Origin of the sequence: Corynebacterium sp. J010B-136 (genome assembly GCF_002967075.1) — a bacterium.
GTDB lineage: Bacteria > Actinomycetota > Actinomycetes > Mycobacteriales > Mycobacteriaceae > Corynebacterium.
Window position 1 is genome coordinate 230,686 of sequence record NZ_PUGE01000002.1, and the last position, 25,600, is coordinate 256,285.

Below are 25,600 nucleotides of genomic sequence, written 5' to 3' on the forward strand. Positions count from 1 at the left end.
GTGAGCGCGAAAGGGCATCGACAAGCTTTTGCGCCTGTGCGCCTCGCGCTCACCAGCTGTGGCCAAGTCTCGAGAGCGCCTGCCGCTGTGAGCGGGAAGCGATCATCGCGTGCGCCGACTTCGACTGTGCCCGTCTGAAAGTGCAACGCTGGCTGATGCCTTCGCTTGTCGATGCCGGCGTGTGCTTCGCGCTCACAGCGAAGCTGTTGATGTCGAGGAGCTGTTATATGGTGAGCGCGAAGGGGACAGGGGGCTGAGGACCGGGTACTGATGCGAGGGGGTTGGGGACGGGGAGCTGGTGCGAGGGCTGAGGACGGGGTGCTGATGGGTTGGCGTTGAGATCGCAAAAGCGCCTTGCCGATAGTTGTTTGGCAAGGCGCTAGTCGCGCGCTGGATGGGCGCGTGAAATGAGCGGATTAGTTCTTGTGCAGTTCCTCGTTGAGGGCGACTGCTTCTGCCTTCCACTCGGTAGCTTCGATAGAACCGGTAACAGAGTTGCGGCGCAGCAGCATGCCGGATGCGCCGGAAAGCTTCGCAGCCTTCACGGAGGTGCCTTCGTCAACGCCGGCGACTTCAGCGACGCGGCCGAAGACGGAAACCTTAGAGCCAGAGGTGACGTACAGGCCGGCTTCGACAACACAGTCATCGCCAAGCGAAATGCCCACGCCCGAGTTGGCGCCGAGCAGGCAGCGCTCACCGATGGAAATGGTCTCCTTGCCGCCACCGGACAGGGTACCCATGATGGATGCGCCGCCGCCGATATCGGAGCCGTCGCCAACGACGACACCTGCGGAGATACGGCCTTCAACCATGGAAGCACCCAGGGTACCGGCGTTGAAGTTGACGAAGCCTTCGTGCATAACGGTGGTGCCTTCTGCCAAGTGTGCGCCCAAGCGCACGCGGTCTGCGTCACCGATGCGAACTCCGGAAGGAACGACGTAGTCCACCATGCGTGGGAACTTGTCCACGGAAAACACAGTGACTGGGCCGCGGGATGCCAGGCGGCTGCGCACCATCTGGAAATCAGCGACAGCGCAGGGGCCGTAGTTGGTCCAGACAACGTTTGCGAGGTGGCCAAAGATGCCGTCCATGTTCAAACCGTGTGGCTTAACCGCACGGTGGGAGAGAAGGTGCAGACGCAGGTAAGCGTCATATGCGTCGATTGGCGCAGCGTCGAGGTCCGCAATGGAAGTCTCAACTGCGACGCGAGCTACACCGCGCTCTTCGTCAGGGCCAACGAGGGCTGCAAATTGCTGTGGAGTCTCCTCCAAGCGTTCAGTGCCAGCAGCAGAAACAGGAGTATCCAGCGAAACTGCTGGAAACCAAACATCCAACACTGTTCCGTCGTGGGTGATCGTTGCCAAACCGCGGGCAGATGCAGAAGTCATTGAATATTCAAGCCTTAGAGGAGTCGGGGATAGATACCTTAGAAAGTATAGGTAACCCTATACTTTTGTGCGAGAATTGGGCATCAACAGTGACACAATCGTCAGTCCGCCGGCGATGACGGCAACGGCGATTAGCTGACCGCGCGCCGAAGGGTCGAAGAGCATGAGCAGGACGATGAGCAGCAGTCCGAGTATCACTGCATAAGGAATCCACGGGAAACCTGGCACGCGAATTTCGGTGGATTCGAGGCTCGGCTTGAGCTTGATATAAGAGGTTACGATGAAGAACCAAATGACCAATAGGCAGCCGCCGACGGCGTTGAACAAGAAGGCCAAGAGTCCGGGAGGATTCCAGTACTGAAGGCCGACGGAAGCGAAAGCGAAGATCATCGACAAGATCACGGCATATAGCGGCGAGCCTGTCTTCGAGGTGTACTTAAACGCGCCTGGGGCATTGCCATCGCGGGCCATGTCAAAGACCAAGCGTGAGGTTGCGTAAATCTGCGCGTTGAACGCTGAAAGCAGCGCAACCACGATGACGAGCTCCATGAAGGTCGCGGCATAAGGAATCTCTGCAACGCGCAAGACCTCAGTGAAAGGGGACTGCGCTGCAACGTCTGCATCTTGAATCCTAGAAAATGGCAGCAGCAAGGTAATAACTGCAACTGCGCCCAGGTAGAAGACAATGATGCGGAAAATAATCGCGCGCACTGCTGTGGCGACATTGTGTGCTGGGTCTTCAGATTCAGCCGCAGCAATGGTGACTAGCTCGATACCGCCGAAAGCAAAGGCCACCGCCAGCAACCCGGCTGCCAAACCTGGCACGCCATTGGGCGCGAAGTTCTCAACGAAACTGCTGGTTTGAGTCTCAGCTGGGCCAAAAATGAGCCATGCGCCGAGCACCAAGAAAGCAACGATGACCGCGACTTTGATGATGGCGAACCAAAACTCGAATTCACCGAATCCGCGTACCGCCCCGAAATTGACCACGGCGAAAAATACCACGGCAACTAGTGCAGGGATCCATGGATCTACCCCGAACCAACCGCCAAGAATAGCGGCCGCACCAGTAATTTCGGCGCCCATCACCATAATCAGCATGAACCAGTACAGCCAGCCCATCGTAAAGCGTGCCCAGTTGCCAAACGCTTGACCCGCATACGTGGAAAAGGAACCCAGAGAAGGGCGCGCAGAGGCCATCTCGCCGAGCATGTACATGATTAAAGTTACCAGAACACCGGCAACCAGGTACGCAATCAAAATAGAGGTACCGGCAATTTGGATGCCCACGCCAACGCCGAGGAATAGTCCGGCGCCGATGGCTGAGCCAAGCCCCATCATCGTCAAGTGTCTGGTTTTTAACTTATTTGACTCTGAATTACTCATCGCCCACTTTTCTTTCATCCTGGTATTGGCCGTTAGAAATGTTACACGCCTCATCTGCCCTGATCAGCAGCGGGTTTCACGCTACGATGGCGGATTGTGACTATTTTCCATCTTGATCTGACCCAGGACCCCATTGAGCTGACGAAGGCGCTGGTTGATATCCCTAGCCCTTCGCATCATGAAAAGGCTATTGCCGATGCCATCGAGCAGGCCTTGAAACCGTTGGTTGATTCCGCCGAAGTGGAGCTTGCACGCTTTGGAAACACCGTGTGCGCGCGTACCAATCGCGGCTTGGGTTCCCGCGTTGTTTTAGCTGGACACGTGGATACCGTGCCAATTGCGGACAACGTCCCACACCACATGGAAGATAACATTATGTTTGGCTGTGGCACGGTGGATATGAAGTCCGGGTTGGCGGTCTACCTGCATACCTTTGCCCAGCTGGCAGCGGATAAAGACCTTAGCCACGACTTGACGCTGATTGCCTATGAGGGCGAAGAGGTTGCGACGGAGTTCAACGGTTTGGGGCATTTGCAGCGGGATAATCCTCAGTGGTTGCAGGGGGATTTGGCATTGCTGGGAGAGCCGTCGGGCGCGATGATTGAGGCAGGTTGTCAGGGCACTATCCGCCTGCGGGTAACAGCGCATGGCACCCGCGCGCACTCGGCGCGGGCTTGGCTGGGTTCGAACGCGGCACACACCCTAACGCCGGTGATGACCAAGATTGCAGAGTACTCACCGCGTGATGTCACCATTGATGGGTGTACCTACCGCGAGGGGCTCAACATCGTGCACCTTGAAGCTGGGGTGGCCACCAATACTTTGCCGGATCACGCGTGGATGTTTGTGAATTTCCGTTTCGCGCCGGACCGCAGCTCCGAAGAGGCGATGGAGCACTTGCTCGATGTCTTGGGCTTGGCAAAAGAGCAAGAGATGCCTGCCGATGCCACCTTGGATTCACCTGGTATCAGCTTTGAAGTTGATGATGTCGCAGGTGCAGCGCTTCCGGGATTGGGGCAGCCGTCTGCCGCAGCGCTTATCGATGCAGTCGGTGGCAATGTTCGTGCCAAGTACGGCTGGACGGATGTGGCGCGCTTTTCTGAAATGGGCACGCCAGCGGTCAACTTTGGCCCTGGTGACCCCGGATTTGCGCATAAGCGAGACGAGCAATGTCCGGTGGAACAGATAACGTCAGTGGCACAAGCACTTCACACATACCTCACGGCTTAGAAAACCCTTAGTAGAAAGAAAAACAATGGCTCCTTTGCGTAGTAATAAAGACGGTAAACCGCGTGTTCTGCGCACTACAGAAAGCGCGGAGACTAACCGCATGCTGCGTGGTCCCATGCTGTTACGTACCGACGGCAATCAAACCTCTACCTATGACCAGCGTTTATTGGAATCTGGTGCAGACCACGCGTGGAAGCATGCAGATCCGTGGCGTGTACTGCGTATCCAGGGTGAATTTGTCGCGGGATTTGATGCACTGAGCGATTTGCCAAAGGCCGTGACCGTATACGGTTCGGCACGCACGAAGGAAGATGCGCTGGAGTATGCACAGGGCATCGACTTGGGCGCAAAGCTGGTGGAGCACGATTATGCCGTGGTGACCGGCGGTGGCCCAGGAATTATGGAAGCTGCCAACCGGGGCGCTTATGAAGCTGGTGGGCTTTCCGTGGGCTTGGGCATTGAACTGCCCTTTGAGCAGGGGCTTAATAAGTACGTCGACCTTGGCATTAACTTCCGGTACTTCTTTGCGCGCAAGACCATGTTTTTGAAGTACTCGCAGGCTTTTGTCTGTCTGCCAGGTGGCATGGGTACGATGGATGAGCTTTTTGAAATGCTCTGCATGGTGCAAACCGGCAAGGTAACCAACTACCCAATCGTGCTGATCGGTACCGAATACTGGTCGGGTCTGGTTGAGTGGATGGCAAATACCTTGGTGGCTGAAGGATATATCAACCCCCAGGATATGGACCTTTTCTTGCTTACTGATTCGGTTGATGAAGCCGTGGAGCACATCGTTGCTGCGCACAAGGAGATGACCGATGAGCGAGTCAGCCGACTCAACCACGACGCTTAAACCTTTAGCCCAGGTGATGGCGATTGTAAATCGCACACCTGACTCCTTTTATGACAAAGGAGCAACCTGGGGGATGGACAGTGCTTTGGCACGCTGTGAGGAAGTCGTCGCCCAGGGCGCAAGCATCGTCGATATCGGCGGAGTGAAGGCTGGTCCCGGTGAGGCAGTGGATGCGGCTGCTGAAATTGATCGCGTAGTGCCGCTTATCGCAGAAATTGCTGCGCGATACCCGGAGGTAATTATCAGTGTTGATACCTGGCGTGCATCGGTAGCTGAGCAAGCTATTGCTGCCGGCGCGCGGCTCATCAACGACACGTGGGCAGGTTGGGACCCGCAACTTATAGAAGTCGCAGGTGCCCACGGAGTGGGCTACGTATGCTCGCATACCGGCGGGGTTACACCGCGCACTCGGCCGCACCGCGTGCATTTCGACGACGTTGTCGCTGACGTGATTGCCGAGACCACAGCTTTGGCTGAGCGCGCCGTCGCGCTTGGCTGCCCACCCGAGCTGACCTTTATCGATCCCACACACGACTTTGGCAAAAATACTTTCCATGGCCTGGAACTTCTGCGCCGCATCGATGAGCTAGTAGCTACCGGCTGGCCGGTGCTCATGGCGTTGTCTAATAAAGACTTCGTCGGGGAAACCTTAGGCAGGGAAGTCGGCGACCGGGTGGCGGGAACCTTGGCGGCTACGGCCTGGGCTGCATCGAAAGGCGTGGCGGCATTTCGCGTCCATGAAGTAAAAGAGACTGTCGATGCCATCCGCATGACTGCTGCTATTCAGGGAATTGCTGCGCCTTTGGCTACCACGAGGGGACTCGCATGAGTGTTTCTGTAGTTATTCCGGCGTTGAACGAGGAACCAACTATCGCTCGTGTGGTGCAAGCTTGCCTGGCTGATAATCCTTTAGAAGTCCTTGTCATCGATGCTGATTCTTCCGATGCCACCGCCGCTGTAGCAACCGCAGCTGGCGCGCGGGTGATTAATTGGCGCGAGGTTTTGCCGCATGTGCCAGTGCGCGTGGGCAAAGGCGAATCCCTGTGGCGCGGCGTGGAGGCAGCGCGTGGCGACATCGTGGTCTTTGTCGACGCTGATCTGGAATCAGCAGCACCTGGCCTGGTCACAGCACTTGCTGCGCCTTTTGCCGACCCTTCAATCCACCTGGTGAAGCCTGTCTATAGCCGTACCTTCGGCGATCAGCCCACCGGAGGCGGTCGCGTCACGGAATTGACCGCCAAGCCTTTGCTGAGCATGTTTTTCCCAGACCTTTCTCATATCGCGCAGCCACTCGGCGGTGAGTACGCCATTCGGCGCTCCGTCGCTCGCGAACTGCCATTTGTCGATGGCTATGGCGTCGAAGCCGGGCTAATGATTGATGTGGCACACTTTTTCGGCGCCGATGCAATCGCTCAGGTTAAATTGCCGCCGCGCGTGCACCGCAATCGTCCTCTGTCCCAGCTCGCTCCGATGGCCAAAGTGGTCGCAGAGACCATCCTGGACCGTGCACACTTATACGGGACTTCTGCGCAGGCCACTCGGAGTGTCTTAAGTCAACGTCCTGCACTTGAACATCTGGAATCTCGGGAGACAATCTCATGAATGTAGTGCTAACGATTATCATCGTGGCGGCTTTGATCGCACTCTTTGCCATCGTGGCAACGTGGGTGCTGTCGCACTTTGTTGGCAAAGGCCCCGTTATGGCGGATTTGCCTGCCGACGAAAAACAGGCCACGCTGCAAGGCAACCGCGCCTTCGCTTTGCATGGTGAGTATGACAAAGTCGGATTTAGCACCGTGAAATTTGGCTATTCGCCTGCGCAAGTCGATGATCTTTTAGATGTTCTCACCCACGAATTACAGCGAACCAAAGAAGAATTGGCGGCGCAAAAGCGCAGCTTAAGTACCGACGAAGCTTCGGAATCTGAGTAATTCCTTTCCCGCGATAAACCTGTGGCCTGCGTAAATGCTGCTTGGCGAGCCAACTGCGCAGGTGCTTTGTGCGAAAAAAGATTATAATGGGTGTGAAGCACTGAGTTTTTCCTCACAGCTATGCCAAAGGTGAAGTAATTTCCTTTCGGCGCAGCGTGGAGAAGCAGTGGATTTTTAATTTTTTAAGGGAGCAGAATTCACATGGCAGCAATGAAGCCTCGCACTACTGGTGGACCAATGGAAGCTGTAATCGAATCGCGCAAAATCGTCATGCGTATTCCCTCTGACGGTGGCGGCCGAATCGTTGTGGAGATGACTAAAGAAGAAGCCGCTGAGCTCGGTGAGCTTCTAACTGAAGTCGCACAATAGCCCACCGCAATATCGCTTTCTAGATGAGATGATCTAATCTAGGTTTATGCTTTCGCACATTATTGATGTTCTGGCGGATCCTGCCGATGGAAGCGCGCTTTCAGGCGTGGATGACTTTACCCGGTTGGGATCTGAATCCGGTCACTCTTATGATGTCGCCAAGCAGGGGTATGTCACCCTTGCATCCGGCGCAGGTCTTAAACATAAAGGCGACGACGCCGATATGGTCACTGCCCGCGAAACATATCTTTCTAAAGGCCACTTCGCGCCGTTTGTGGAAGCTGTCACCGGCGCTATCCAAAACGCCTTAGACAATGCGATTAGCCAGGAAGACGTGCCTGAGCCCACGCTTCTCGAGGTCGGCGCCGGCACCGGCTACTATCTCTCACATACTCTTGACTCCATCGACGGTTCGCGTGGAGTTGGCCTAGACATCTCCCCACACGCAGCGCGGCACCTGGCAAAATGCCACCCGCGCGTTGGTGCTGTGATTGCGGACGTGTGGCAAACTCTGCCGATTCGTGATGAATCTATCAACGCGATCTCAGTTGTCTTCGCCCCGCGCAACCCCGCGGAATTTCAGCGCATTCTGGCGCCAGGCGGACAGGTCATTGTCTTGACTCCGCAGGCCGGACACCTCGATGAATTGCGCGAGCCACTTGGCATTCTGGGCGTCGAAGAGGGCAAGGTTGAGCGCATGTATGACCAAGCGGAGGGCTTTTTGGAGCAGGCCGCTGATCCGGTTAACCTCGCGTTTCCAATTCAGCTGGATAAGGAGTCCATTGCAGCACAGGTAGCGATGAGCCCGTCAGCCCGGCACATTTCTGCAGAAGAACTGGCAGCTCGCATGGAAGCATTGCCACAGACTATGTCTGTAACTGCACACGCCCGCCTCGATCGTCTGCGTTCAGTTTAAGCTCCACCCCCAAATTTCGAGTCCCGAGCATTCTTTATCGCTCGGGACTCTTGCGTCTTTTCAGCTTCCGACGTTTCCAGTCACACAGGGCTCCTTCGCGCTCACCAAGCGCGAGGTCCTGGGTAGTAAAGCAGTTTCGGTGAGCGCGAAGCGTACAAATGCTTGGGTGAAGGAGCGGCGCGGCGCAATTTCTTCGGCGCTGGCCAGTCGACGCCAGTGCTGAAGCTCAACGCTTCCGATGCTGGCCTGTGCCAATAGTGGCATCCGCGTTGCTGGACAGTCACGCCCCTTCGCGCTCACCGCAAGAAATTGCCTGGCGAGTAACGGCTTTCTGGTGAGCGCGAAGGGGACACGGTGGGCCAGAGGTGGGCTGATGCGGTTAGTCGCAGGCGGGAGCAGGCTTGGCGTGAGCGGGCGTCGTGCAGGCCCCCGGTAGGAGAGTTTGCCCTGGACGAGCGCTGGCCCGAGGGAGGTTGGCGTGGGCGGGCGCTGGGTGAGGGGGATTAAGGGTGGCTGATGTACCAGTCGCGGAGGACCTGTGCGTCGCCGTCGGTGGTTGCGGTTATAGAGGAACAGCCGCCTTCGAAATAAACGCGTGAAGCCATGGCGACTTGGCCGCCATCGGCGAAGACCTCGACAGTTGAGCCGTCGACGATGACGGTAAGGGAGTCGGAGTCGCCCTCGGCAAGCGGGGCGATAGCGGTTTCTGACTCAAAGGATGCAGAACGATCAAGTTCAAGCGAGGAACCGCGGTGGTGGATGGTGGCGGCGGGGTTTCCGGAGGCATCGCTAAGCGAAAGCGTCACGGTGGAGCCTTCTGGAACTTCCAGCAACCCGATCCACGAGCTGGCACGGGTGGCATTATTGATAGCCTCCGGCAAACCCTTAGGAGGTGTTTGGAAAATCGTTCCGCCTTGAAGAGTTACGACCCTGGGCAAAGAAATGACATTGGCCCACTTACCTTCTTGCCACGACTTGTGCTGGCTGGGGTCATCGAGGCGACCAGTGCCGTTGAGCAGGCCAAATAGAATTCCCTCGTCGTAGAGAGTGGATTCATCAACGCTGCCAGGGGTGTAGTTAGTGATGCGGGGACGGGTGAAATCGTGGCCATAGTCTAGGCGCTGGAAAGGCTGCGCGACCTTGAACTTAGTGCCTGTGAGGCGGCCGACGACATATCCGGCGTGCTCACTGCCATTTTCTTCAATCGTGACCATGAGCACGTCGTAAATTTTGCTATCGACTTCATCGCGCAAGCGAATAATGCGTGGGGAGACAACAACGCGGCCAGGCTGAAGCTCTGCTCCTGGATCGCCGTCGAATTCCAAAGGCCCGGAAAAAGTCCACTGCTTGGCATCGTCGCTGCGGAAAATCATGAGCTGCGGGGCTGTGGCATCACCAGCCACGGTGAGCATTAACCAGCCCTTATGACCTTCGCTGCGTGAATTAGGATCTACCCAGTCAGCGACAACCACCGGAGAGCGAAAGCGCCGGACATCGTCCTGGTCGGAGACTGCGGTGCCTAGGCGCGTGACACGTGTGTCCAGCGCAGAAGGATCGTCTGAAATCTCGCAGACATCATCAAATAAGTCATAGCGGGCGACTTCGATGCTGGTGGAATCTTCTTTGACGGAGGTGAAGTACAGGTGCACATCGCCTTCAGTAGCTGTGACAGAACCTGCGCGTAGCCCCGTTTCATCGTCTTGGGGCGCAAGCGGGTCATCGCATTCTAGCCAGTCAAAGGGAGATTCTTCCGAGAACGTGTGCCCCCAACGCGAAGGTGAACCGGGATCTGCTCGGTGCTGGAAAAACAGGTGCCAAGTGTTGCCGTCGAGTAGCGCGCCTGCGGGTGCCTCGACGATTCCGGACTCTGGTGCAAAATGTAGCTCAGGACGATGAACAGTCATGACACCCATTTGTACACAAATTCCGGCTACCTCGTGGAAGCCCTAAATTAGACTCCGGTAGATATCGACTGTTTGTGCAGCAATGGATGCCCAAGAGAAGGACTCGACAGCGCGCGCACGCCCCGCCAGTCCGTAGGACTTGGACTTTTCCGGATTAAGCGCGAGTGCATTGACAGCGGTGGCGATGTCAGCTTCGAAGGTGGCCTCATCAGCTTCGTCATAGTGCACGAGCGTGCCGGTGACACCATCTTGTACAACCTCTGGAATGCCACCAACATCAGAAGCGACCACAGCAGTTTCACATGCCATGGCCTCAAGGTTGACGATACCTAGCGGCTCATAGATTGATGGACAGACAAAGACATCGGCAGCTGTGTAGACCTCTTGCACCTTCTCACGCGGGAGCATTTCTTCGACCCAGAAAATCCCATCGCGTTCTGCGCGTAAAGTAGCAACCAATTCTTGAGTCTGCTGTGCGATCTCAGGAGTATCCGGAGCACCGGCGCACAAAATCAGCTGAATGGAAGGATCGAATTGCGCGACGGCTTTGAGCAAGTGTGGAACGCCTTTTTGCCGGGTGATGCGACCGACGAAAGCAGCAATCGGTCGGTTTCGGTCCACACCAAGTTCTTCCAGGAGACCCTCGTCGCGGGGTTGCCATTGCTGCGTATCGATGCCATTGAGCACCACATGCACCTTCTCCGGAGCAATCCGCGGATAGGCATCCAAGATCGCATCTTTCATCCCAGACGACACAGCGATGACAGCGTCGGCATATTCCATCGCATTTTTTTCAGACCACGAAGAGATTTCATAGCCCCCGCCAAGCTGCTCCCGCTTCCAAGGGCGATGCGGCTCCAAAGAGTGCGCGGTGACCACATGCGGAATGCCATAAAGACGCGCCGCAAGATGCCCTCCCAAACCGGAGTACCACGTGTGCGAATGCGCCACATCGATGCCGCCAGCGGCATGAGCCATACGCAGCCCAGTGGATAGAGTCTGCAAAGCGGGGTTAGCCTGGGCTAACTCCGGATCCACGCCGTGGACATAGACGCCCGCTTCGTCGCGGGGACCGCCCATGCAGTGCACGTCGACATCGATAAGCTCGCGCATAAATCGCGTGAGCTCTGCGACATGTACTCCTGCGCCGCCATAAATCTCTGGCGGATACTCTTTAGAAAAGATGCCTGCTTTCATATTTGCCACATTAGCGGCTGGCCTACCTGCCTGCTTGCTAATCGAGCGGGGGTAGTGAGAAAAGTACGTTTCCCTGCGAAAGTGATTATTAACTTATACCCTGGCAAGTGTGAGAAGCCAGCCTAATGTCTTAGCAATTGTCCTCGCGGGCGGGGAGGGGAAGCGGTTATTTCCGCTGACTGAAGACCGCGCCAAGCCTGCCGTTCCCTTCGGCGGTTCCTACCGCTTAATTGATTTTGTGTTGTCAAATTTAGTCAATGCAGGATTTTTGAAGATCGCAGTGCTGACGCAGTATAAGTCGCATTCCCTCGACCGACATATCTCCCAAGCGTGGAGTTTATCGGGGCCCACGCCGCAATATGTCACTTCGGTTCCTGCCCAGCAACGTCGCGGAAAGCGCTGGTACAGCGGTTCTGCCGACGCCATTGTGCAGTCGCTGAACCTCATTAACGATGAGAAACCTGATTACGTAATCGTCTTCGGCGCCGACCACGTGTACCGCATGGATCCTTCGCAGATGGTCGATGAGCACATCGCAACCGGCATGGATTGCTCGGTCGCGGGTATTCGTGTTCCGCGGGAAGAAGCAAGCGCGTTCGGCTGCATCCAGGCGGATGGGATGGGTTCGATTACGGAGTTCATCGAAAAGCCTGCGAATCCGCCATCGACTCCGGACGACCCGAACATGACTTACGCGTCGATGGGCAATTATGTATTTACAACTCAAGCGCTCATTGATGCCTTGCTTGCCGACGAAAAAGACGACACCTCCGCGCACGACATGGGTGGCAATATCATCCCTTATTTCGTGGAAAAAGGGCAGGCACACGTTTATGACTTTATGGCGAATGAAGTCCCAGGCGCTACCGATCGCGACCGCGGTTATTGGCGCGATGTGGGAACAATTGACTCCTACTACGACGCGCATATGGACCTAATTTCCGTGCACCCGATTTTCAATTTATACAACGGAAAATGGCCGATTCACTCGACGGAAACGCAGAACTTCCCGCCTGCGAAATTCGTGCAAAATGGCATTGCCCAAGGTTCTATGGTTGCTCCTGGCTGCATTGTGTCGGGTGGTACGGTGCGTAATTCGATTCTGTCTTCTGACGTGCACATTGCCGATGGCGCAACGGTTGAAGGTTCAGTTCTTCTGCCTGGCGTGAGGGTTGGTAAAGGCGCGGTCGTGCGCAAGGCGATTATTGATAAGAACGCGGTGATCACCGACGGCGCCATCGTCGGTGTTGACCGTGAGCGCGATAAGCAGCGCTTTAAGATTTCTGACGCTGGCGTAGTGGTGGTTGGCAAAAACGCCGTCGTTTAGAACCTCACGCTTCCCAGACCTCTCGCTGCCCGCTGTGCGAGAGGTCTTCTTCTTTCTGCCAGTTTGTCTCAGTTGGGTGTCTCCAGCCGCTCCGAGAGCCTCCATCTGCCTCCGATATCGACCACTGTGTCCTTCGCGCTCACGGGGCGCGTGCTTCTACCGATTTGGGGCTTGGCCGTGAGCGCGAAAGGTACGCTACGCCATTGCTTGTCGATGCACACCCTCGCCTTCGCTTTATACTGCAGTCTTGGCGCGAGGCTCCCTGTGCGTCTTTGATGCCTCCACGCGGTCTATGGCGCTTCTTTGTGCTGGAATCCTGCGTGAGTGTGCGCTTCGCGCTCACCGGGCGCGTGCGTCTGCCGACCTGCACTCGTGCCGTGAGCGCGAAGAGTACGCCGGGGCATTGTTTGTCGAGGCCGTCGGTGCTCAGTTGCCTGCGTCCGTTTACGGGCGTCCCGTGGTCTGTGGTGCTCGCCCGTTGCAGTGCCTTGCACGAGTGCGCTTCGCGCTCACCAGGCGCGTGCTTCTGCGGACTTGTGTCTTTCTCGTGAGCGCGAAGGGGACGTCGCGCGAGAGTGGGGACAATTCTGAGCGAGGGACAGGAGACGAGTGGCTGGAGATGAGAAGCCGGAGATGAACGGCGAAAGGTTAGGCAAAGGGGAGGGGAAGCGGAACAAAGAGGGGCTTTTTGGGTGTAGAAAATTGTGAATGATGTGGGCGCCTGAAGAATTATATTCAGCTTTTTGACAGGTAAAGCCCAGGTTAATTGGAGTGTGGTTTTAGCAGCTAGATGTGTTTTCCGAGGTTAAATGCAGGTGACTTGGGCAGGCTATCCTAAGTTTGTGAAATTTCTATCTGTTGCTAGGGGTCGGAAGCTGTGCAATTCTATAGGTGCAACACAGGGAAAGAGCTTCTAGAGAAACCTCAAAGGTAGCGATGGAAGCTAGTTCGAAAGTGACGCAAGGTCGGAAGTTTCTGCGTGTCGGGGGGAGGCAGAAGCCTCCGATCTGAAAGACCTAGGAGAGCTTGTGAGGCTCCTGGGAAAATAGAATATAAACCGGCTATTGGGCGAAAGCTTAGAGGGGCCGGGCTCTTTCGCGAAACCTGGGGGGGTAGTCACAACTCGTGTGTGACGAGTGGCGCGGTCAAAAAGAGTTAAGAGAGTGTGGGGCGTTTGGCGGGGGCCGAGCGTCCCACACCTCTTTTTTGGGGGACGGGTTCGGGACCTAAGGTTCAGGACCTGAGGGTTACCGCTTGGTGGCGAGGATGAGGCCCGAACCGAGTGGTAGGCGGGTGACGTGCGCATCCTCGAGGGAGCGAACGTATTCGTCGGCTTCGCGGGCGGCGACGGTGACGCGGTCGGTGCGGGAAGGGTCGGCGATGGTGGCATCGAGAAGCGCATCTGGCAAAACCAATGTTCCGCGGCGCGCGATGAGCGGCCAGGCGGTTTTGATGAGCGCGGGAAGATCCAGCGTTGGCACGTCAGCGTAAATAACGTGGTAGGCCTCGGTCGCGAGACGGCTCATGACGTCAAGCGGGCGCGATGGCAAAAAGCGCACGCGGCTTGGCGGGTAGCCAGCATCGCGGAATGTGCTCTTGGCGTGAGACTGGTGCTCAACTTCTGGGTCGATGCAGGTTACGATTCCGCTGTCTGAAAGACCCTCGAAAAGGTAGAGGCCGACCACGGAAGAAGCTGGAGTAATGGCGATGGTCTGCACTTTGTCGCCTTCAGCTGCGGCCGCCAAAGTGGTAAGCAGCTGGCCCATGGAAGGATCTGGGGTGCGAAGACTGAATTCTTCAGCGTGCGCGCGGGCACTCGCCAGAGCTTCTGACTCGTAGCTGGTGGAGTCAATGTAGGTTCGAAGGGCATCATAAGCTTGTACAGTCACGCCCTACAGTTTAGGGATAATCTCGCATGTAAACGTGAAGAAACACCGTAGTTAATGTCTATCAGCAAATTATCAGGCTGATAGCTGGTGTTTGCTAGTTCGATATAGCACAATAGTAGCTATGACATCACAGGATCTTTCAGGTACCGCCGCATTTGATGCGGGCGAAGCGACCATGCCAACCTGGGGTGAATTAGTCGAAGAACATGCAGATAACGTGTATCGGCTAGCGTACCGTTTGTCCGGTAATCAGCATGACGCAGAAGATTTGACGCAGGAGACCTTTATGCGTGTCTTCCGCTCTTTGAATAAGTATCAAGCTGGCACTTTTGAGGGCTGGCTGCACCGTATTACCACCAACCTCTTTTTGGATATGGTGCGTCACCGTTCCAAGATTCGTATGGAAGCACTGCCGGAAGACTATGAGCGGGTTCCAGGTACGGATATGACTCCAGAACAGTCTTATGATGTAGCCAATTTGGATCCCGCGCTGCAGGCTGCTCTCGATGACCTTTCGCCAGATTTCCGTGTGGCTGTCGTTCTGTGTGATGTCGTGGGTATGACTTATGACGAAATTGCAGAAACCCTCGGTGTGAAGATGGGCACCGTGCGTTCTCGTATTCACCGCGGGCGGTCACAGCTTAAGAGCTCTTTGGAAAAGGCAGCTCGCACCAATGACGAAGCTCGAGTACTGCTGCGCACGAGGTAAGTCAGTATGTCTCAGTTTGCACATCTATCGGAGCTGTCTGCGGAAAAGCGTCAGAAGATTCGTGCGCGCGGAAAATCAAAGGCACGTCGGGCTGATACCACTGGGCATCTAGGTCCAGAAGCAGTTGTAGCTTTCGTTGACGATGAGATGGACTTGAAAGCTAAACATCGCGCGCGTGTTCATTTAGTTCACTGCCATGAATGCCGCGATGAGATCTATACTCAACGCGGTACCTCGGAGTGGGTGCGGCAGTGCAATATTGAATCTCAGGTGCGGGCACCGCGGGATTTACTGCGCAAGTTGGCAAGTATCGGCAGCCAAGATATGCGCGCGCACCGTTTCCGCGACGAAGATGAGTGTAAGCCGGCTTCGCGTCAGGATTTCTTCGACAAACTAGAAATGGTTGTTCGGGCTATTAAGCATAACCAGCGGGGAAGCGAGTAGACTGAATCCGTGTTTTCGTCTATTGGCTGGGTTGAGATATTTTTCATCGGGTTATTGGCGCTCATCATCATTGGTCCTGAGCGCCTGCCCAATGTAATTCAGGATGTGCGTGCCGCGATCTTTGCCGCGCGTAAGGCGATTAATAATGCGAAGAAGGAACTCAACGGTGACTTCGAGGGCTTAGGTAAAGAGTTTGATGCCATCCGGGAGCCATTGTCACAGGCCGCAGAGTGGGGCCGGTTGGGTCCTCGTGCAGCGTTGACTAAAGCTCTTTTCGATGGCGATGATTCCGCCTGGGATGACTTCAATCCGAAGAAATTGTTGGAAGAACCTACCCCTCAAGCTCCGGAAAATACCGCGCAGCCGCAGATGCCGCCAGCTAATCAATCTCCGGCGAATCAGCCTTCGGCCAACCAGCCGGAGCAGCAATCACAGCAGCCGCAATACCCGGGTAATCAAAATAATCCGCCCCAGAACCCTAATAACAATAATCAGGGTTATGCTGGCGGCGGATTCTCGTGGGCGGATATTACCTAGCGCTAATTTATTAGTGCGAGGTAACACCTAGACCCAAAGGTTTTCCAGCGAGCGAGATGCGACGCTTGGCAACCTTGGAAGCTACATCGGTGATAGCTTTCGATGCGGCGGATTCTGGATGGGCGATGACAGTCGGGGTGCCCGCGTCGCCATCGACACGCAATCCTGGCTCCAATGGAACCTGGCCGAGCTGCTCAACCTCGTAGCCCAACAACGTCGTGAGACGATCGGCGACGACTTGACCGCCACCGGAGCCGAAGACATCGACGGTGGTTCCATCAGGCATAACCATGGCCGACATATTTTCAATTACGCCAGCTACGCGTTGGTGCGTTTGCTGGGCGATGGAGCCTGCACGCTCTGCTACCTCGGCAGCTGCACCCTGCGGGGTAGTAACAACTAGTAGCTCCGCATTCGGAATAAGCTGGGCGACGGACAGTGCAACGTCACCAGTTCCTGGCGGTAGATCCAGCAAGAGGAAGTCTAAATCGCCCCAGAAAACATCAGTGAGGAATTGCTGCAATGCACGGTGCAGCATTGGCCCACGCCATACGATAGGCGCATTGCCCTGCACGAATTGTCCAATCGAGATATGCTTGATGCCGTGCGCGATAGGGGGCAACAGCATTTCATCGTCAAGCACTGTGGGACCTGCCGTGCTGCCGAGTTGGCCTGGTACGGAGTGGCCGTAGATATCGGCGTCGACAACGCCGACCTTGTAGCCCTGCGCGTGCAATGCCGCAGCGAGGTTCACGGTCATCGATGACTTGCCCACACCGCCTTTACCGGAAGCTACAGCAAAGACACGCGTGGTGGAATCCGGCTTGGAAAATGGAATCTCCGGATCTTGCGCGCTGCCACGGAGCTGCTTCTTCAGCTCTAAACGCTGCTCATCGGTCATCGCGCCGAGGGTAACGTTGACCTGGCCGACATTCTCAATGTCTTCAATGGCGGCACGGACATTCGTTTCGATCGTGTTTTTCATCGGACAGCCAGCGATGGTCAACAAAATCTCAACGGAAACATCCTGGCCATTCACCTCGACGGTGTTGACCATGTTGAGTTCTGTAATCGGCTTGCCGATCTCAGGATCCTCTACGCGGGAAAGCGCGCTGCGGACAGCGGATTCGGTTAATGCGGTAGTCATAGCACAACCCAGTCTAGTCCCGTCGCGCACAATTTCGAAAGGCCGTGGCTGCTAGGCTGCTAGGGGTGAAGAAGTTTGGTGCAATGAGTCTGATTTTATCTACCGCGATGCTTTCTGCCTGCAGTTTTGCGGAGGTTTCTCCGGAGGCTGAAGGGCTGCAATCGGAACCGGTGCGAATTGAAGTCGGCTCCGATAACCCGGAAGAAGTAGTTTTGGGCGAAATTTATCGGGGTTCTTTAGAAATTCAAGACCGTGACGCTGAAATTGTGCCTTCGGACGAGGGCAATTTCCGGATTGGCTGCACTGGCAAAATTTTGTGGGAAAACGACCCTCAGCGTGCCCAAGAACTTGAAAAGGCATTCGCGGCCGAGGAAGATTTTGATGGCCGTGACTACAACGCCATCACCCATGAAGAGATGATGGGCTCGATGCCGACCGATTGGACCACCAATGACCCCTCGGGCGCGACGTGGTGCGATGACTTCGACGAGGTCGACATTCCTATGAATATTGTCCCCATTTACCAGAAGAATCTGTTGGGCCGCAGCGACCGTTATGAGGTCAATAGCGTGACCAAGTACATCACAAACACCGATTTGCAAGAGCTTGTCGATGCCTCCCGCACCACCCCTGTCCGCGACGTAGTCGAGCAGTGGATCCTGACCTCAGTTGCCGGCGGCGGCAACCTTGATACCGGCGATGCCGTCTCCGACGATTCGGATTCTGGCTCCGATAAGGAATCCAATTAATTAGCTTGGCCGGGGATCATCTCGGGATGATCCCGTCCGCGATGAACACTTCAGTGTTCTTATCCATGGACAACCCCGACCCAATGGTGCATGCTGAAAGCACAACTTGGGTTTGGGGGAACTAAATGAACTTTCACGGCACTACACCCGTGTCTTTTGATCTGTCCGCGTTTAAGCAAAAAACTCTACGCAAGCTTTATCTCGCACTCGCATTAATTAGCGCTGCAATTATCCAAACTGCCTGCTCCGCGACAATCTCGGCCAGCGAATCAGCCAGTGCATCATCACCCGACGCAGCGAACGATGCAGCGCCTGTCGATGCCGCTACCGAGGCACCGCCGCTAGCAACAACTGCGCCCACTGACCATGCCACCGACGGCACCACAGATGAATTCGGCTCGGTAATCCCACCACTGGGTACCTTCGACCGCCGCGATCCAGATTTCATCAGATATCAGCCGTGCCTAGAGATGCCTGACGAATTTCTCGCAGAAGCTGACCTCCACGGTAAGGAGATGTTGGAGGGCGTAGGAGAAGTCGACGGTATCTGTAGTTTTGAATCGACGGATAACTTGGGAACTAGCTTCTTTAATCTTCACGGGAGTTCGCATAGCTTCGATACCTATTTAACGATATCCGGTGAGTTTGACTGGGATCAAACCAGTGATGGATTCCCTATCCTCATGCATAGATCGAATTCTAGTCCTGATCGTGACTGCCTGGCAGGAATCGAGACAGAAAGTGGAACCTTAGCTATCTCATTTCAGTCATTTAATTTTGGGCAAGGTGTTGGTGATCCTTGCGATATTGCCCTGAACAAACTCAAGACTGTTTTGGAACTGGACGGAAAACATGAAAATTGAAATTGACTCACTGCTAGAAGTCTCCCGAATCCTCACTACAGCGGAAAGAGAGATCGATGTTATTAGAAGTCAAGTTAAAAGCAATCTTGGCCATCACTTTTCAGCAATTGTAGGCCTTAATGAAACAGGAGTGATTCACGGGCGTGCAATAAAACAGGATCCCGCTTCTGCGCAAGAAATGCTGCTGGACTACTCCAAACAGGTTGGCTGGGCAGGTGAACTACTATCCGCTGAAATAAATGCATTGAGTTCACAAGAAAACTCCAACACTCATGGGTTGGAACTTGCTGATGTAGGTGGCGAAATCGGGGAGGGCAGCGTTAACCTCCCACCACAGCCGAGCAACCGAAATGTGCCGCTGTCCTTCGCACCGCCAGTGGTAATGCCGGGGACATCCTTGCTTCAATTAGCGAACAATTTCAATGCCACGAAGTTTAATGAGCTGGGACAAGCTGCTTCTGACTGGAGCACGATGGGGCGAAACATCAGCCAAGTGGTGGCGCAGCTCAACAGTGCGGCGTCACAGATTGAGAGTGAAAACGATAGTGATTTCACGCGCAGTGCTGCGAGTAAGATTCGTGAGCTTGCGTCGACAGGTGAGCAGTTTGCGGCTAATGCGACGTTGATGAATCAGCGGGCATTTGGGCTCCTGTCCAAGGCTCCGATGGGGTACGTGGAAATTCCGGCGGATTTGCAAGCGTTGTCATTGGTGCCGGATCCAGTCCTCAAAAAGTCAATGGAGGCTGCGCTGTTGGTTAAGTGGCAGGCGAAGCTGCAGGAGATGGTCACAAGCTCATTGCCCAATCAGCAAAGTTTGGCGGAGGCACCGGCGGCATCCGGCGGGGGCGACAATCTCAACGTGGGGTTGGGCAGCATTGCTGGAACGGGAACCCGTTACAACACCGATGAGGTTGCGTGGCCGCAGGAAATTCAAGATGCGATTGCGAGCGGTGAGATTGGACCAGGCTCGTTTGGGGTTGCAGATGGTGAACTGGTTGCGCTGGAGAATATCGACCAGGGGTTAGTGGACCAGGTGCGCGAGGCAGTCAACCAGCGTAATGAGGCCCTGTATGGAGGAGGGCGGCTTCAAGAGTTCATTAACGGTGGGATGACCAGCTTGGCAGACACGAATACTCAGACAGCTGGGATAGGTATGCCAAGTGGTACTGCCGTCAACGGTGGCGTGAATCATTCGTTGGGATATGCGGGCGCGGCTAATAACAGCACAGGCTTCGGCGGTACGGGCAACGGAATGGCAGCTTCTGGTCTGGGGCCGCTAGGAGTGCTCGGAAGTCCCGGTGGCTTCGCAGGGTCGGGAACCGGTGCGGGCGCCGGTGCTGGCGATGGCTCGGTGGGAGCAGGCATTCGTAACGGGGTGCCAGGTGCAGGGCTTGGTGGACTACGCGGAGGTGGCGCAATCGCGGGTGGTCGAGGATTTGGTATCTCTGGAGGCGAAGGTGGCGCACGCCTGTTGGGCGGCGGGGATAGTTCTGCGCGAGCGGGTTCCGCAGTCGGCGGAAGCTCAGGAACGAATGGTGCAGGTGCAGCGGCACACGGAACCGGTTCATCGGGACAACATGGCCGGGGAATGGGGCCGATGATGGCACCGGCTGCCGCAGCGGGGCGGAATCAAGATAAGAACAAGAGCTCGGCGATGATTAAGGCTGTGACATCACGGGTTGAAGCTAATAAGAACCGACGCGACCTTTTAGGAGAGCCACCAGCAGCGCTGCCAGGACCCATTGGTGATTGGGCGCGGCAGGAAGTTTAGAAACAGCGTAGGAAACGAAAAGTGGCTCACTCCGGAAAATGGAGTGAGCCACTTTAGGCTTTTAAAGGCTTGGACTAGATGTCGAAGGCCTCATCCAGCAGGTTCTTTTGCTCAAGCTGGTGAACCTTGGAAATACCAGTTGCAGTCGAGGACTGCGCACGACGGGACACGCGAACCATTTCCGGCATGTTCGGAATGAGGTTACGCAAGTGCTCGTTGTAGAACGGCCATGGACCCTGGTTAGCTGGCTCATCCTGAACGAAACGGACCTGGGTTGCATTCGGGAAGGACTCGAATGCGTCACGCAGACGGTTGAACGGAATTGGGTGCAGCATCTCAATACGAACAATGGCGATGTCGTCGCGGCCGTCGGCAGCGCGCTTCTTCTCCAAGTCGTAGTAGATCTTGCCGGAGCACAGCATGATGGTCTTAACCTTGTCAGCATCACCGATGACGTTGCCGTCACGGTCGACCAAGTTTGGATCGTTGATGACTGAGGTAAAGGACTTCACATCGGTGAATTCCTCGACAGACGAAGCTGCAGCCTTGTTACGCAGCATCGACTTCGGGGTGAATACAACCAGTGGACGCTTCATCTCGCCGAGAGCTTGACGACGCAGCAAGTGGAAGTGGTTGGCAGGGGTCGTTGGCTGAGCAACGGTCATGGAACCTTCAGCACACAGCTGCAGGAAGCGCTCGATACGAGCAGAGGAGTGGTCAGGGCCCTGGCCTTCGTAGCCGTGTGGCAGAAGAAGAATCAGGGAAGAGGTCTGACCCCACTTGGCTTCACCGGAAGAGACGTACTCATCGATGATGGTCTGAGCACCATTGGCGAAGTCACCGAACTGTGCTTCCCATGCAACAACTGCATCCTGGTTGCCCAAGGAGTAGCCGTATTCAAAGCCCATACCTGCGTACTCGGTCAACGCGGAGTTATAAGGCAGGAACTTACCGCCGTTGCCACGCTCGGCGGCAAGGTTGTTGAGTGGGTTGAACTCGTCGCCGCTGTTTGGATCGAAAGCAATTGCGTGACGTTGGGTGAAGGTACCACGACGGGAATCTTCACCAGCCAGACGAACTAGCTTGCCTTCGTTAGCAAGAGAACCGAAGGCGATAAGCTCGCCCCAGCCCCAGTCGATGTTGCCCTCGATGGAGGACTTGGCACGGTCCTGAGCAACCTTGCCCACGCGCTTGTGGTACTCAAAGCCTTCTGGAGTATCCAAGTAAGCCTGGCCGATTGCGCGGATTTCATCGGCAGTAATCGAGGTGTCAAGGCCGCGGGTAAGGGACTGGGAACCGGTAATGCCTTCCTGCTCCTGTGGGCCCTTCTTCTCAGCTTCCTTAACTTCAGCGAAGACAGATTCCATCTGGTCGCGGAAGTCTCGTGCGGCTGCTTCTGCGTCTTCTGCAGACAGGTCGCCACGGCCGATGAGGTCTTCGGTGTAAGACTCACGAACACCGCGGTGGTCTTGGATCTGGTCGTAGAGGATTGGCTGGGTCATCGATGGGTCATCGGATTCGTTGTGACCGCGCAGGCGGTAGCAAATCAGGTCGATGAAGACGTCCTTGCCGAAGCGACGACGGTATTCGGTAGCCAACTGGCCTACCCAGACAACTGCTTCTGGGTCGTCACCGTTGACGTGGAAGACAGGGCAATCAAAGCCCTTGGCAAGGTCGGTGGAGTAGTAGGTCGAACGTGAAGAATCAGGAGTGGTGGTGAAACCAATCTGGTTGTTGACAACTACGTGCACGGTACCGCCGGTGGTGTAACCACGCAGCTGGGACAGGTTGATGGTCTCCTGGATAATGCCCAGGCCAGCAAAGGAAGCATCGCCGTGCAGCATCAGTGGGACAACGGAGTAGCCGTCTTGGCCCTGATCCAGGATGTCCTGCTTAGCGCGAGCCATACCAACCAGAACTGGGTCAACAGCTTCCAAGTGGGATGGGTTAGCGGTCAAGGTGACCTTGATTTCGCCGTCGCCGAACATCTGCAGGTGCTCGCCCTCAGCACCCAGGTGGTACTTCACGTCGCCGGAGCCGCCAGCCTGGCCACCCTTGAAGTTGCCATCGAACTCAGCAAAGAGTTCAGCCAATGGCTTACCGACGATGTTAAACAGAACGTTTAGACGACCACGGTGAGGCATACCGATGACAACTTCATCGAGGCCCTGACCAGCGGCGGTGTCGATGACAGAGTCCATCAAAGGAATCAGTGCTTCAGCGCCTTCGAGGGAGAAGCGCTTTTGGCCGACGTACTTGGTCTGCAGGAAGTTCTCGAATGCTTCAGCAGCGTTGACCTTCTGCAGGATGTACTTCTGCTCTGCGTTGGTTGGCTTTGGCATGCCAGCCTCGAGGCGGTCGCGCAACCACTCACGCTCGTCGCGGTCGAGGATGTGCGCGTACTCGGTACCAACCTTAAGCGTGTAGGCAGAACGCAGGCGAGAGAGAACCTCGCGCAGCGACATGGACTCCTTGCCGCCGAAACCGCCAACGTTAAAGGTACGGTCCAGATCCCAAATGGTCAGGCCGTGAGTTTCCATGTCCAGGTCGCGGTGATCTGGAATTGGAAGGCCAGGCTGTGCCCAGCCGAGCGGGTTAACATCGGCAAGCAAGTGGCCGCGGGAGCGGTAGGACTCAATGAGGGACATGACACGGGTGTTCTTATCGATGCCCGTGTTTGGCACATCCTGAGCCCAGCGGAATGGCTGGTATGGAACAGCCATTTCCTTGAAGATTTCATCCCAGAACTTGTTGTCAATGATGAGCTGGGAAATGGTGCGCAGGAATTCACCGGACTCTGCACCCTGAATGACGCGGTGGTCATAGGTGGAGGTCAAGGTAACCAGGCGGCCAACGCCGAGGTCTGCTAGACGGTCGGTGGATGCGCCAGCGAATTCTGCTGGGTAGTCCATGGAGCCAACACCAATGATGGAGCCGGAACCCTTGGTCAAACGAGCAATGGAGTGACGGGTACCAATACCACCTGGGTTGGTGAGGTTGATGGAAACGCCGGAGAAGTCATCCATCGTCAGCTTGTTCTTGCGGGAACGCGCGACGATGTCTTCGTAAGCTGCTACGAATTCAGTAAAGGACTTGTTTTCGCACTCTTTAATAGCTGCAACGACAAGCGCACGGGAGCCATCCTTCTGCGGCAAGTCAATTGCAAGGCCTAAGTTAATATGCTCTGGCTGAACAGCGGTTGGCTTGCCATCCTGAACCTCGTAACGGATGTTCATGTCCGGGTGAACCTGAACAGCCTTGACAATCGCCCAGCCAAGAATGTGGGTAAAGGAGATCTTGCCACCACGAGTGCGCTTGAGGTGGTCATTGATCATCGCGCGGTTTTCCCACATCAACTTCACCGGCATATCGCGCACGGTGGTTGCGGTTGGGATTTCTAGCGATTGATCCATGTTCTTAGCAATTGCCTTGAACATGCCCTTCAAAGGCTTCTCAGAAAACTCTGGGTAAGGCTCAATACGATCTAGAGGAGATGCAGGAGCCTTCTTAGCAGGTGGGCCGGCAGGGCTCGGAGCCTTCTGTACGCCCTTGGCTGCTTCAGCGCCAGATTCTACAACGGTCTTGCGGGCAGCTTGCTTAGCTTCAGTAGGCTTGCCCTCCGTTGCCTTAGCCTTCGACTGTGGAGCGGAGTCCTTCTTGACGCTGGCCGAGGATGCGGACTGTGCCGCTTCAGCCTGCTTCTTTGGGGCACCGTTCTTCTCAAAGAACTCTCGCCACTCCTTATCTACGGAGTTGGGATCCTTGGAATACTGCTGGAACTGTTCGTCAATCAGCCACGCATTGGGGCCATAGATGCTCGAGTTGCTCACGGCAGGTGCTCGCCTCATTTCGTTGAGTTTATGTGTAGGTCTTTTATCGACTTTAGTTGTGCTTTCAGTGCTTAGCCACTATACGCGGACAAAGTACTGTTGACAGCTCGCTCCTTATGATACGGCGGAATCAAGTAGGAACCATAAGCACCCATCATTATGGTGGTGAACGCGCCGTTCGACCTGCGAAAACACCCTAGAATAGAGGGGTAGCGTGGTGTTAGTTCACCAACGCTGGAATCTGCGTGTGAGTGTGCTTGATCATCTGCTGTCCCAACTTCCGGTTGGCGATTGCCCCCAACGCGGCGCCGATGCCAAAAGGAATTAATTTCGACACCCACATCCACCGCAAGCGCTTGCTCATATTCTTAATGAACATATTCAGCAAGCGGCCATTGAGACCGGAGAGAGACGGTGCAGAAAACCGCGTGAGCGCACTAGCCGTAGGAAGGCCCTTGCCTTTGCCTACCTCCTGGACCAAGGCATCGACAAGCGCTGAGCCTTGAGCACCATTTAGAACCAGTAGCACGACGGCAAGCCGTTGTTCTTTAGTGCTGAGATCGATGCCCCGGTTATGTGCGGAAGCCAAAAAGTACCACGCAGCAGCTTCAACAAAGACTAAAGATTCAGCACCAATGGCCGCAGCGCCGGTGAAGAAACCGACGCCGGGGATAGCCGAGGCCGCACCCGCGCCGGCGCCAGTGCCCTGGACGAAGCGCATGAAATGCTTGTCCAAAATCTTCTGGATTTCCTCAGGAGAAGAGTTGGGGTTTCGTTTGCGTACGGAATTGACGTATTTAGCAACCGTTGAAGATTGCACGTGGACGGCCTTTTGCAGTCCGGACATGAGCATCGACGCAAATTTGTCATCGTCGTCGAATAATTCTTGAGCCTCGCGGCTTGGAGATTCCTCAACGAGCTCGCCTTCTAAGATTTCATCCTCGCCCAGACCACCGAAGTTATCGCGGTCTTCGCGGGAGTTTTTCTTATTTAGAATTTGTGGAAGTTTCATCGCTAGATTCCTCTTCAATTTAATAGCGGTACATAATTACTGCGATAGCATGAGGATACAGGGCCAACCAGGCACGCTGCAGGTACTCACACAGTGATCAACCACAGTAACTAGCGGCGTAATTCCCGAAACAGGGTTATTGTTATGA

General features: G+C 55.5%; 22 protein-coding genes. 14 read left to right on the top strand and 8 right to left on the bottom strand.

Annotated elements, in window-relative coordinates; genetic code table 11:
• Window positions 1-416: 416 nt before the first annotated feature.
• Both dapD and C5Y44_RS04480 read right to left on the bottom strand, forming a co-directional pair.
• Window positions 417-1,388, bottom strand: a complete 972-nt coding sequence (gene dapD / locus C5Y44_RS04475) for a 2,3,4,5-tetrahydropyridine-2,6-dicarboxylate N-succinyltransferase (protein WP_105323849.1) — start codon at window positions 1,386-1,388, stop codon at window positions 417-419.
• 57 nt (window positions 1,389-1,445) lie between these two features.
• Window positions 1,446-2,774, bottom strand: coding sequence for an amino acid permease (locus tag C5Y44_RS04480; protein WP_105323850.1), 1,329 nt, complete (start codon window positions 2,772-2,774; stop codon window positions 1,446-1,448).
• Window positions 2,775-2,870: 96 nt separating this feature from the next.
• Between C5Y44_RS04480 and dapE the strand changes: the two genes are divergently transcribed.
• The 7 genes from dapE to C5Y44_RS04515 all read left to right on the top strand — a co-directional run bounded on the left by dapE (window position 2,871) and on the right by C5Y44_RS04515 (window position 8,073).
• A complete protein-coding gene (gene dapE / locus C5Y44_RS04485; protein WP_105323851.1) occupies window positions 2,871-4,004 on the top strand; it encodes a succinyl-diaminopimelate desuccinylase in 1,134 nt (377 codons plus the stop codon).
• Between the two features lie 115 nt (window positions 4,005-4,119).
• Window positions 4,120-4,857: a TIGR00730 family Rossman fold protein gene (locus C5Y44_RS04490; RefSeq protein WP_369831072.1), complete on the top strand. Its 738-nt coding sequence runs from the start codon at window positions 4,120-4,122 to the stop codon at window positions 4,855-4,857.
• Window positions 4,823-5,686, top strand: coding sequence for a dihydropteroate synthase (gene folP / locus C5Y44_RS04495; protein WP_233189829.1), 864 nt, complete (start codon window positions 4,823-4,825; stop codon window positions 5,684-5,686). The genes C5Y44_RS04490 and folP overlap by 35 nt, the downstream gene beginning before the upstream one ends.
• On the top strand, window positions 5,683-6,459 hold the full coding sequence (locus C5Y44_RS04500; RefSeq protein WP_105323852.1) for a glucosyl-3-phosphoglycerate synthase: 777 nt from the start codon (window positions 5,683-5,685) through the stop codon (window positions 6,457-6,459). The genes folP and C5Y44_RS04500 overlap by 4 nt, the downstream gene beginning before the upstream one ends.
• Window positions 6,456-6,788 carry a DivIVA domain-containing protein gene (locus C5Y44_RS04505; RefSeq protein ID WP_105323853.1) on the top strand — a complete coding sequence of 111 codons (333 nt, stop codon included), beginning with the start codon at window positions 6,456-6,458 and terminating at the stop codon, window positions 6,786-6,788. Before C5Y44_RS04500 ends, C5Y44_RS04505 begins: the two co-directional genes overlap by 4 nt.
• A gap of 201 nt (window positions 6,789-6,989) precedes the next feature.
• On the top strand, window positions 6,990-7,157 hold the full coding sequence (locus C5Y44_RS04510; RefSeq protein WP_066837332.1) for a DUF3117 domain-containing protein: 168 nt from the start codon (window positions 6,990-6,992) through the stop codon (window positions 7,155-7,157).
• Window positions 7,158-7,203: 46 nt separating this feature from the next.
• The gene (locus C5Y44_RS04515; RefSeq protein ID WP_105323854.1) at window positions 7,204-8,073 is read left to right on the top strand and encodes a methyltransferase domain-containing protein; all 870 of its coding nucleotides are present in this window, start codon (window positions 7,204-7,206) and stop codon (window positions 8,071-8,073) included.
• A 503-nt stretch (window positions 8,074-8,576) separates the two neighbouring features.
• Here C5Y44_RS04515 and C5Y44_RS04525 read toward each other — a convergent pair.
• Window positions 8,577-9,977, bottom strand: a complete 1,401-nt coding sequence (locus C5Y44_RS04525; RefSeq protein WP_105324074.1) for a GH32 C-terminal domain-containing protein — start codon at window positions 9,975-9,977, stop codon at window positions 8,577-8,579.
• Between the two features lie 42 nt (window positions 9,978-10,019).
• On the bottom strand, window positions 10,020-11,174 hold the full coding sequence (gene glgA, locus C5Y44_RS04530; protein WP_105323856.1) for a glycogen synthase: 1,155 nt from the start codon (window positions 11,172-11,174) through the stop codon (window positions 10,020-10,022).
• 109 nt (window positions 11,175-11,283) lie between these two features.
• On the opposite strand from glgA, the gene glgC reads away from it, so the two are divergent.
• A complete protein-coding gene (glgC, locus tag C5Y44_RS04535; RefSeq protein ID WP_105323857.1) occupies window positions 11,284-12,501 on the top strand; it encodes a glucose-1-phosphate adenylyltransferase in 1,218 nt (405 codons plus the stop codon).
• Between the two features lie 1,247 nt (window positions 12,502-13,748).
• Here glgC and C5Y44_RS04540 read toward each other — a convergent pair.
• Window positions 13,749-14,390 carry an O-methyltransferase gene (locus tag C5Y44_RS04540; protein WP_105323858.1) on the bottom strand — a complete coding sequence of 214 codons (642 nt, stop codon included), beginning with the start codon at window positions 14,388-14,390 and terminating at the stop codon, window positions 13,749-13,751.
• Window positions 14,391-14,511: 121 nt separating this feature from the next.
• On the opposite strand from C5Y44_RS04540, the gene sigE reads away from it, so the two are divergent.
• Genes sigE through C5Y44_RS04555 form a run of 3 tightly spaced genes read left to right on the top strand, consistent with a single transcriptional unit; the run spans window position 14,512 to window position 16,080 of the window.
• A complete protein-coding gene (sigE, locus tag C5Y44_RS04545) occupies window positions 14,512-15,099 on the top strand; it encodes an RNA polymerase sigma factor SigE (RefSeq protein WP_066794869.1) in 588 nt (195 codons plus the stop codon).
• Window positions 15,100-15,105: 6 nt separating this feature from the next.
• Entirely contained in the window at window positions 15,106-15,543 is a 438-nt protein-coding gene (locus C5Y44_RS04550) for a hypothetical protein (protein WP_105323859.1), read from the top strand.
• A gap of 9 nt (window positions 15,544-15,552) precedes the next feature.
• Entirely contained in the window at window positions 15,553-16,080 is a 528-nt protein-coding gene (locus tag C5Y44_RS04555; protein WP_105323860.1) for a Sec-independent protein translocase TatB, read from the top strand.
• Between the two features lie 10 nt (window positions 16,081-16,090).
• On the opposite strand, the gene C5Y44_RS04560 is transcribed toward C5Y44_RS04555, so the two are convergent.
• Window positions 16,091-17,227: an Mrp/NBP35 family ATP-binding protein gene (locus C5Y44_RS04560; protein WP_105323861.1), complete on the bottom strand. Its 1,137-nt coding sequence runs from the start codon at window positions 17,225-17,227 to the stop codon at window positions 16,091-16,093.
• 83 nt (window positions 17,228-17,310) lie between these two features.
• Here C5Y44_RS04560 and C5Y44_RS04565 point away from each other — a divergent pair, with 83 nt between their 5' ends.
• The 3 genes from C5Y44_RS04565 to C5Y44_RS04575 all read left to right on the top strand — a co-directional run bounded on the left by C5Y44_RS04565 (window position 17,311) and on the right by C5Y44_RS04575 (window position 20,610).
• Window positions 17,311-17,976, top strand: a complete 666-nt coding sequence (locus C5Y44_RS04565; RefSeq protein WP_233189830.1) for a hypothetical protein — start codon at window positions 17,311-17,313, stop codon at window positions 17,974-17,976.
• 125 nt (window positions 17,977-18,101) lie between these two features.
• Window positions 18,102-18,839: a DUF3558 family protein gene (locus C5Y44_RS04570; protein WP_105323863.1), complete on the top strand. Its 738-nt coding sequence runs from the start codon at window positions 18,102-18,104 to the stop codon at window positions 18,837-18,839.
• Between the two features lie 244 nt (window positions 18,840-19,083).
• Window positions 19,084-20,610 carry a hypothetical protein gene (locus C5Y44_RS04575; RefSeq protein WP_233189831.1) on the top strand — a complete coding sequence of 509 codons (1,527 nt, stop codon included), beginning with the start codon at window positions 19,084-19,086 and terminating at the stop codon, window positions 20,608-20,610.
• A gap of 74 nt (window positions 20,611-20,684) precedes the next feature.
• Here the strand turns inward: C5Y44_RS04575 and C5Y44_RS04580 are convergent, their stop codons facing one another.
• Both C5Y44_RS04580 and C5Y44_RS04585 read right to left on the bottom strand, forming a co-directional pair.
• On the bottom strand, window positions 20,685-24,458 hold the full coding sequence (locus C5Y44_RS04580) for a multifunctional oxoglutarate decarboxylase/oxoglutarate dehydrogenase thiamine pyrophosphate-binding subunit/dihydrolipoyllysine-residue succinyltransferase subunit (protein ID WP_105323865.1): 3,774 nt from the start codon (window positions 24,456-24,458) through the stop codon (window positions 20,685-20,687).
• Between the two features lie 202 nt (window positions 24,459-24,660).
• A complete protein-coding gene (locus tag C5Y44_RS04585; protein WP_105323866.1) occupies window positions 24,661-25,452 on the bottom strand; it encodes a hypothetical protein in 792 nt (263 codons plus the stop codon).
• Window positions 25,453-25,600: the final 148 nt, after the last annotated feature.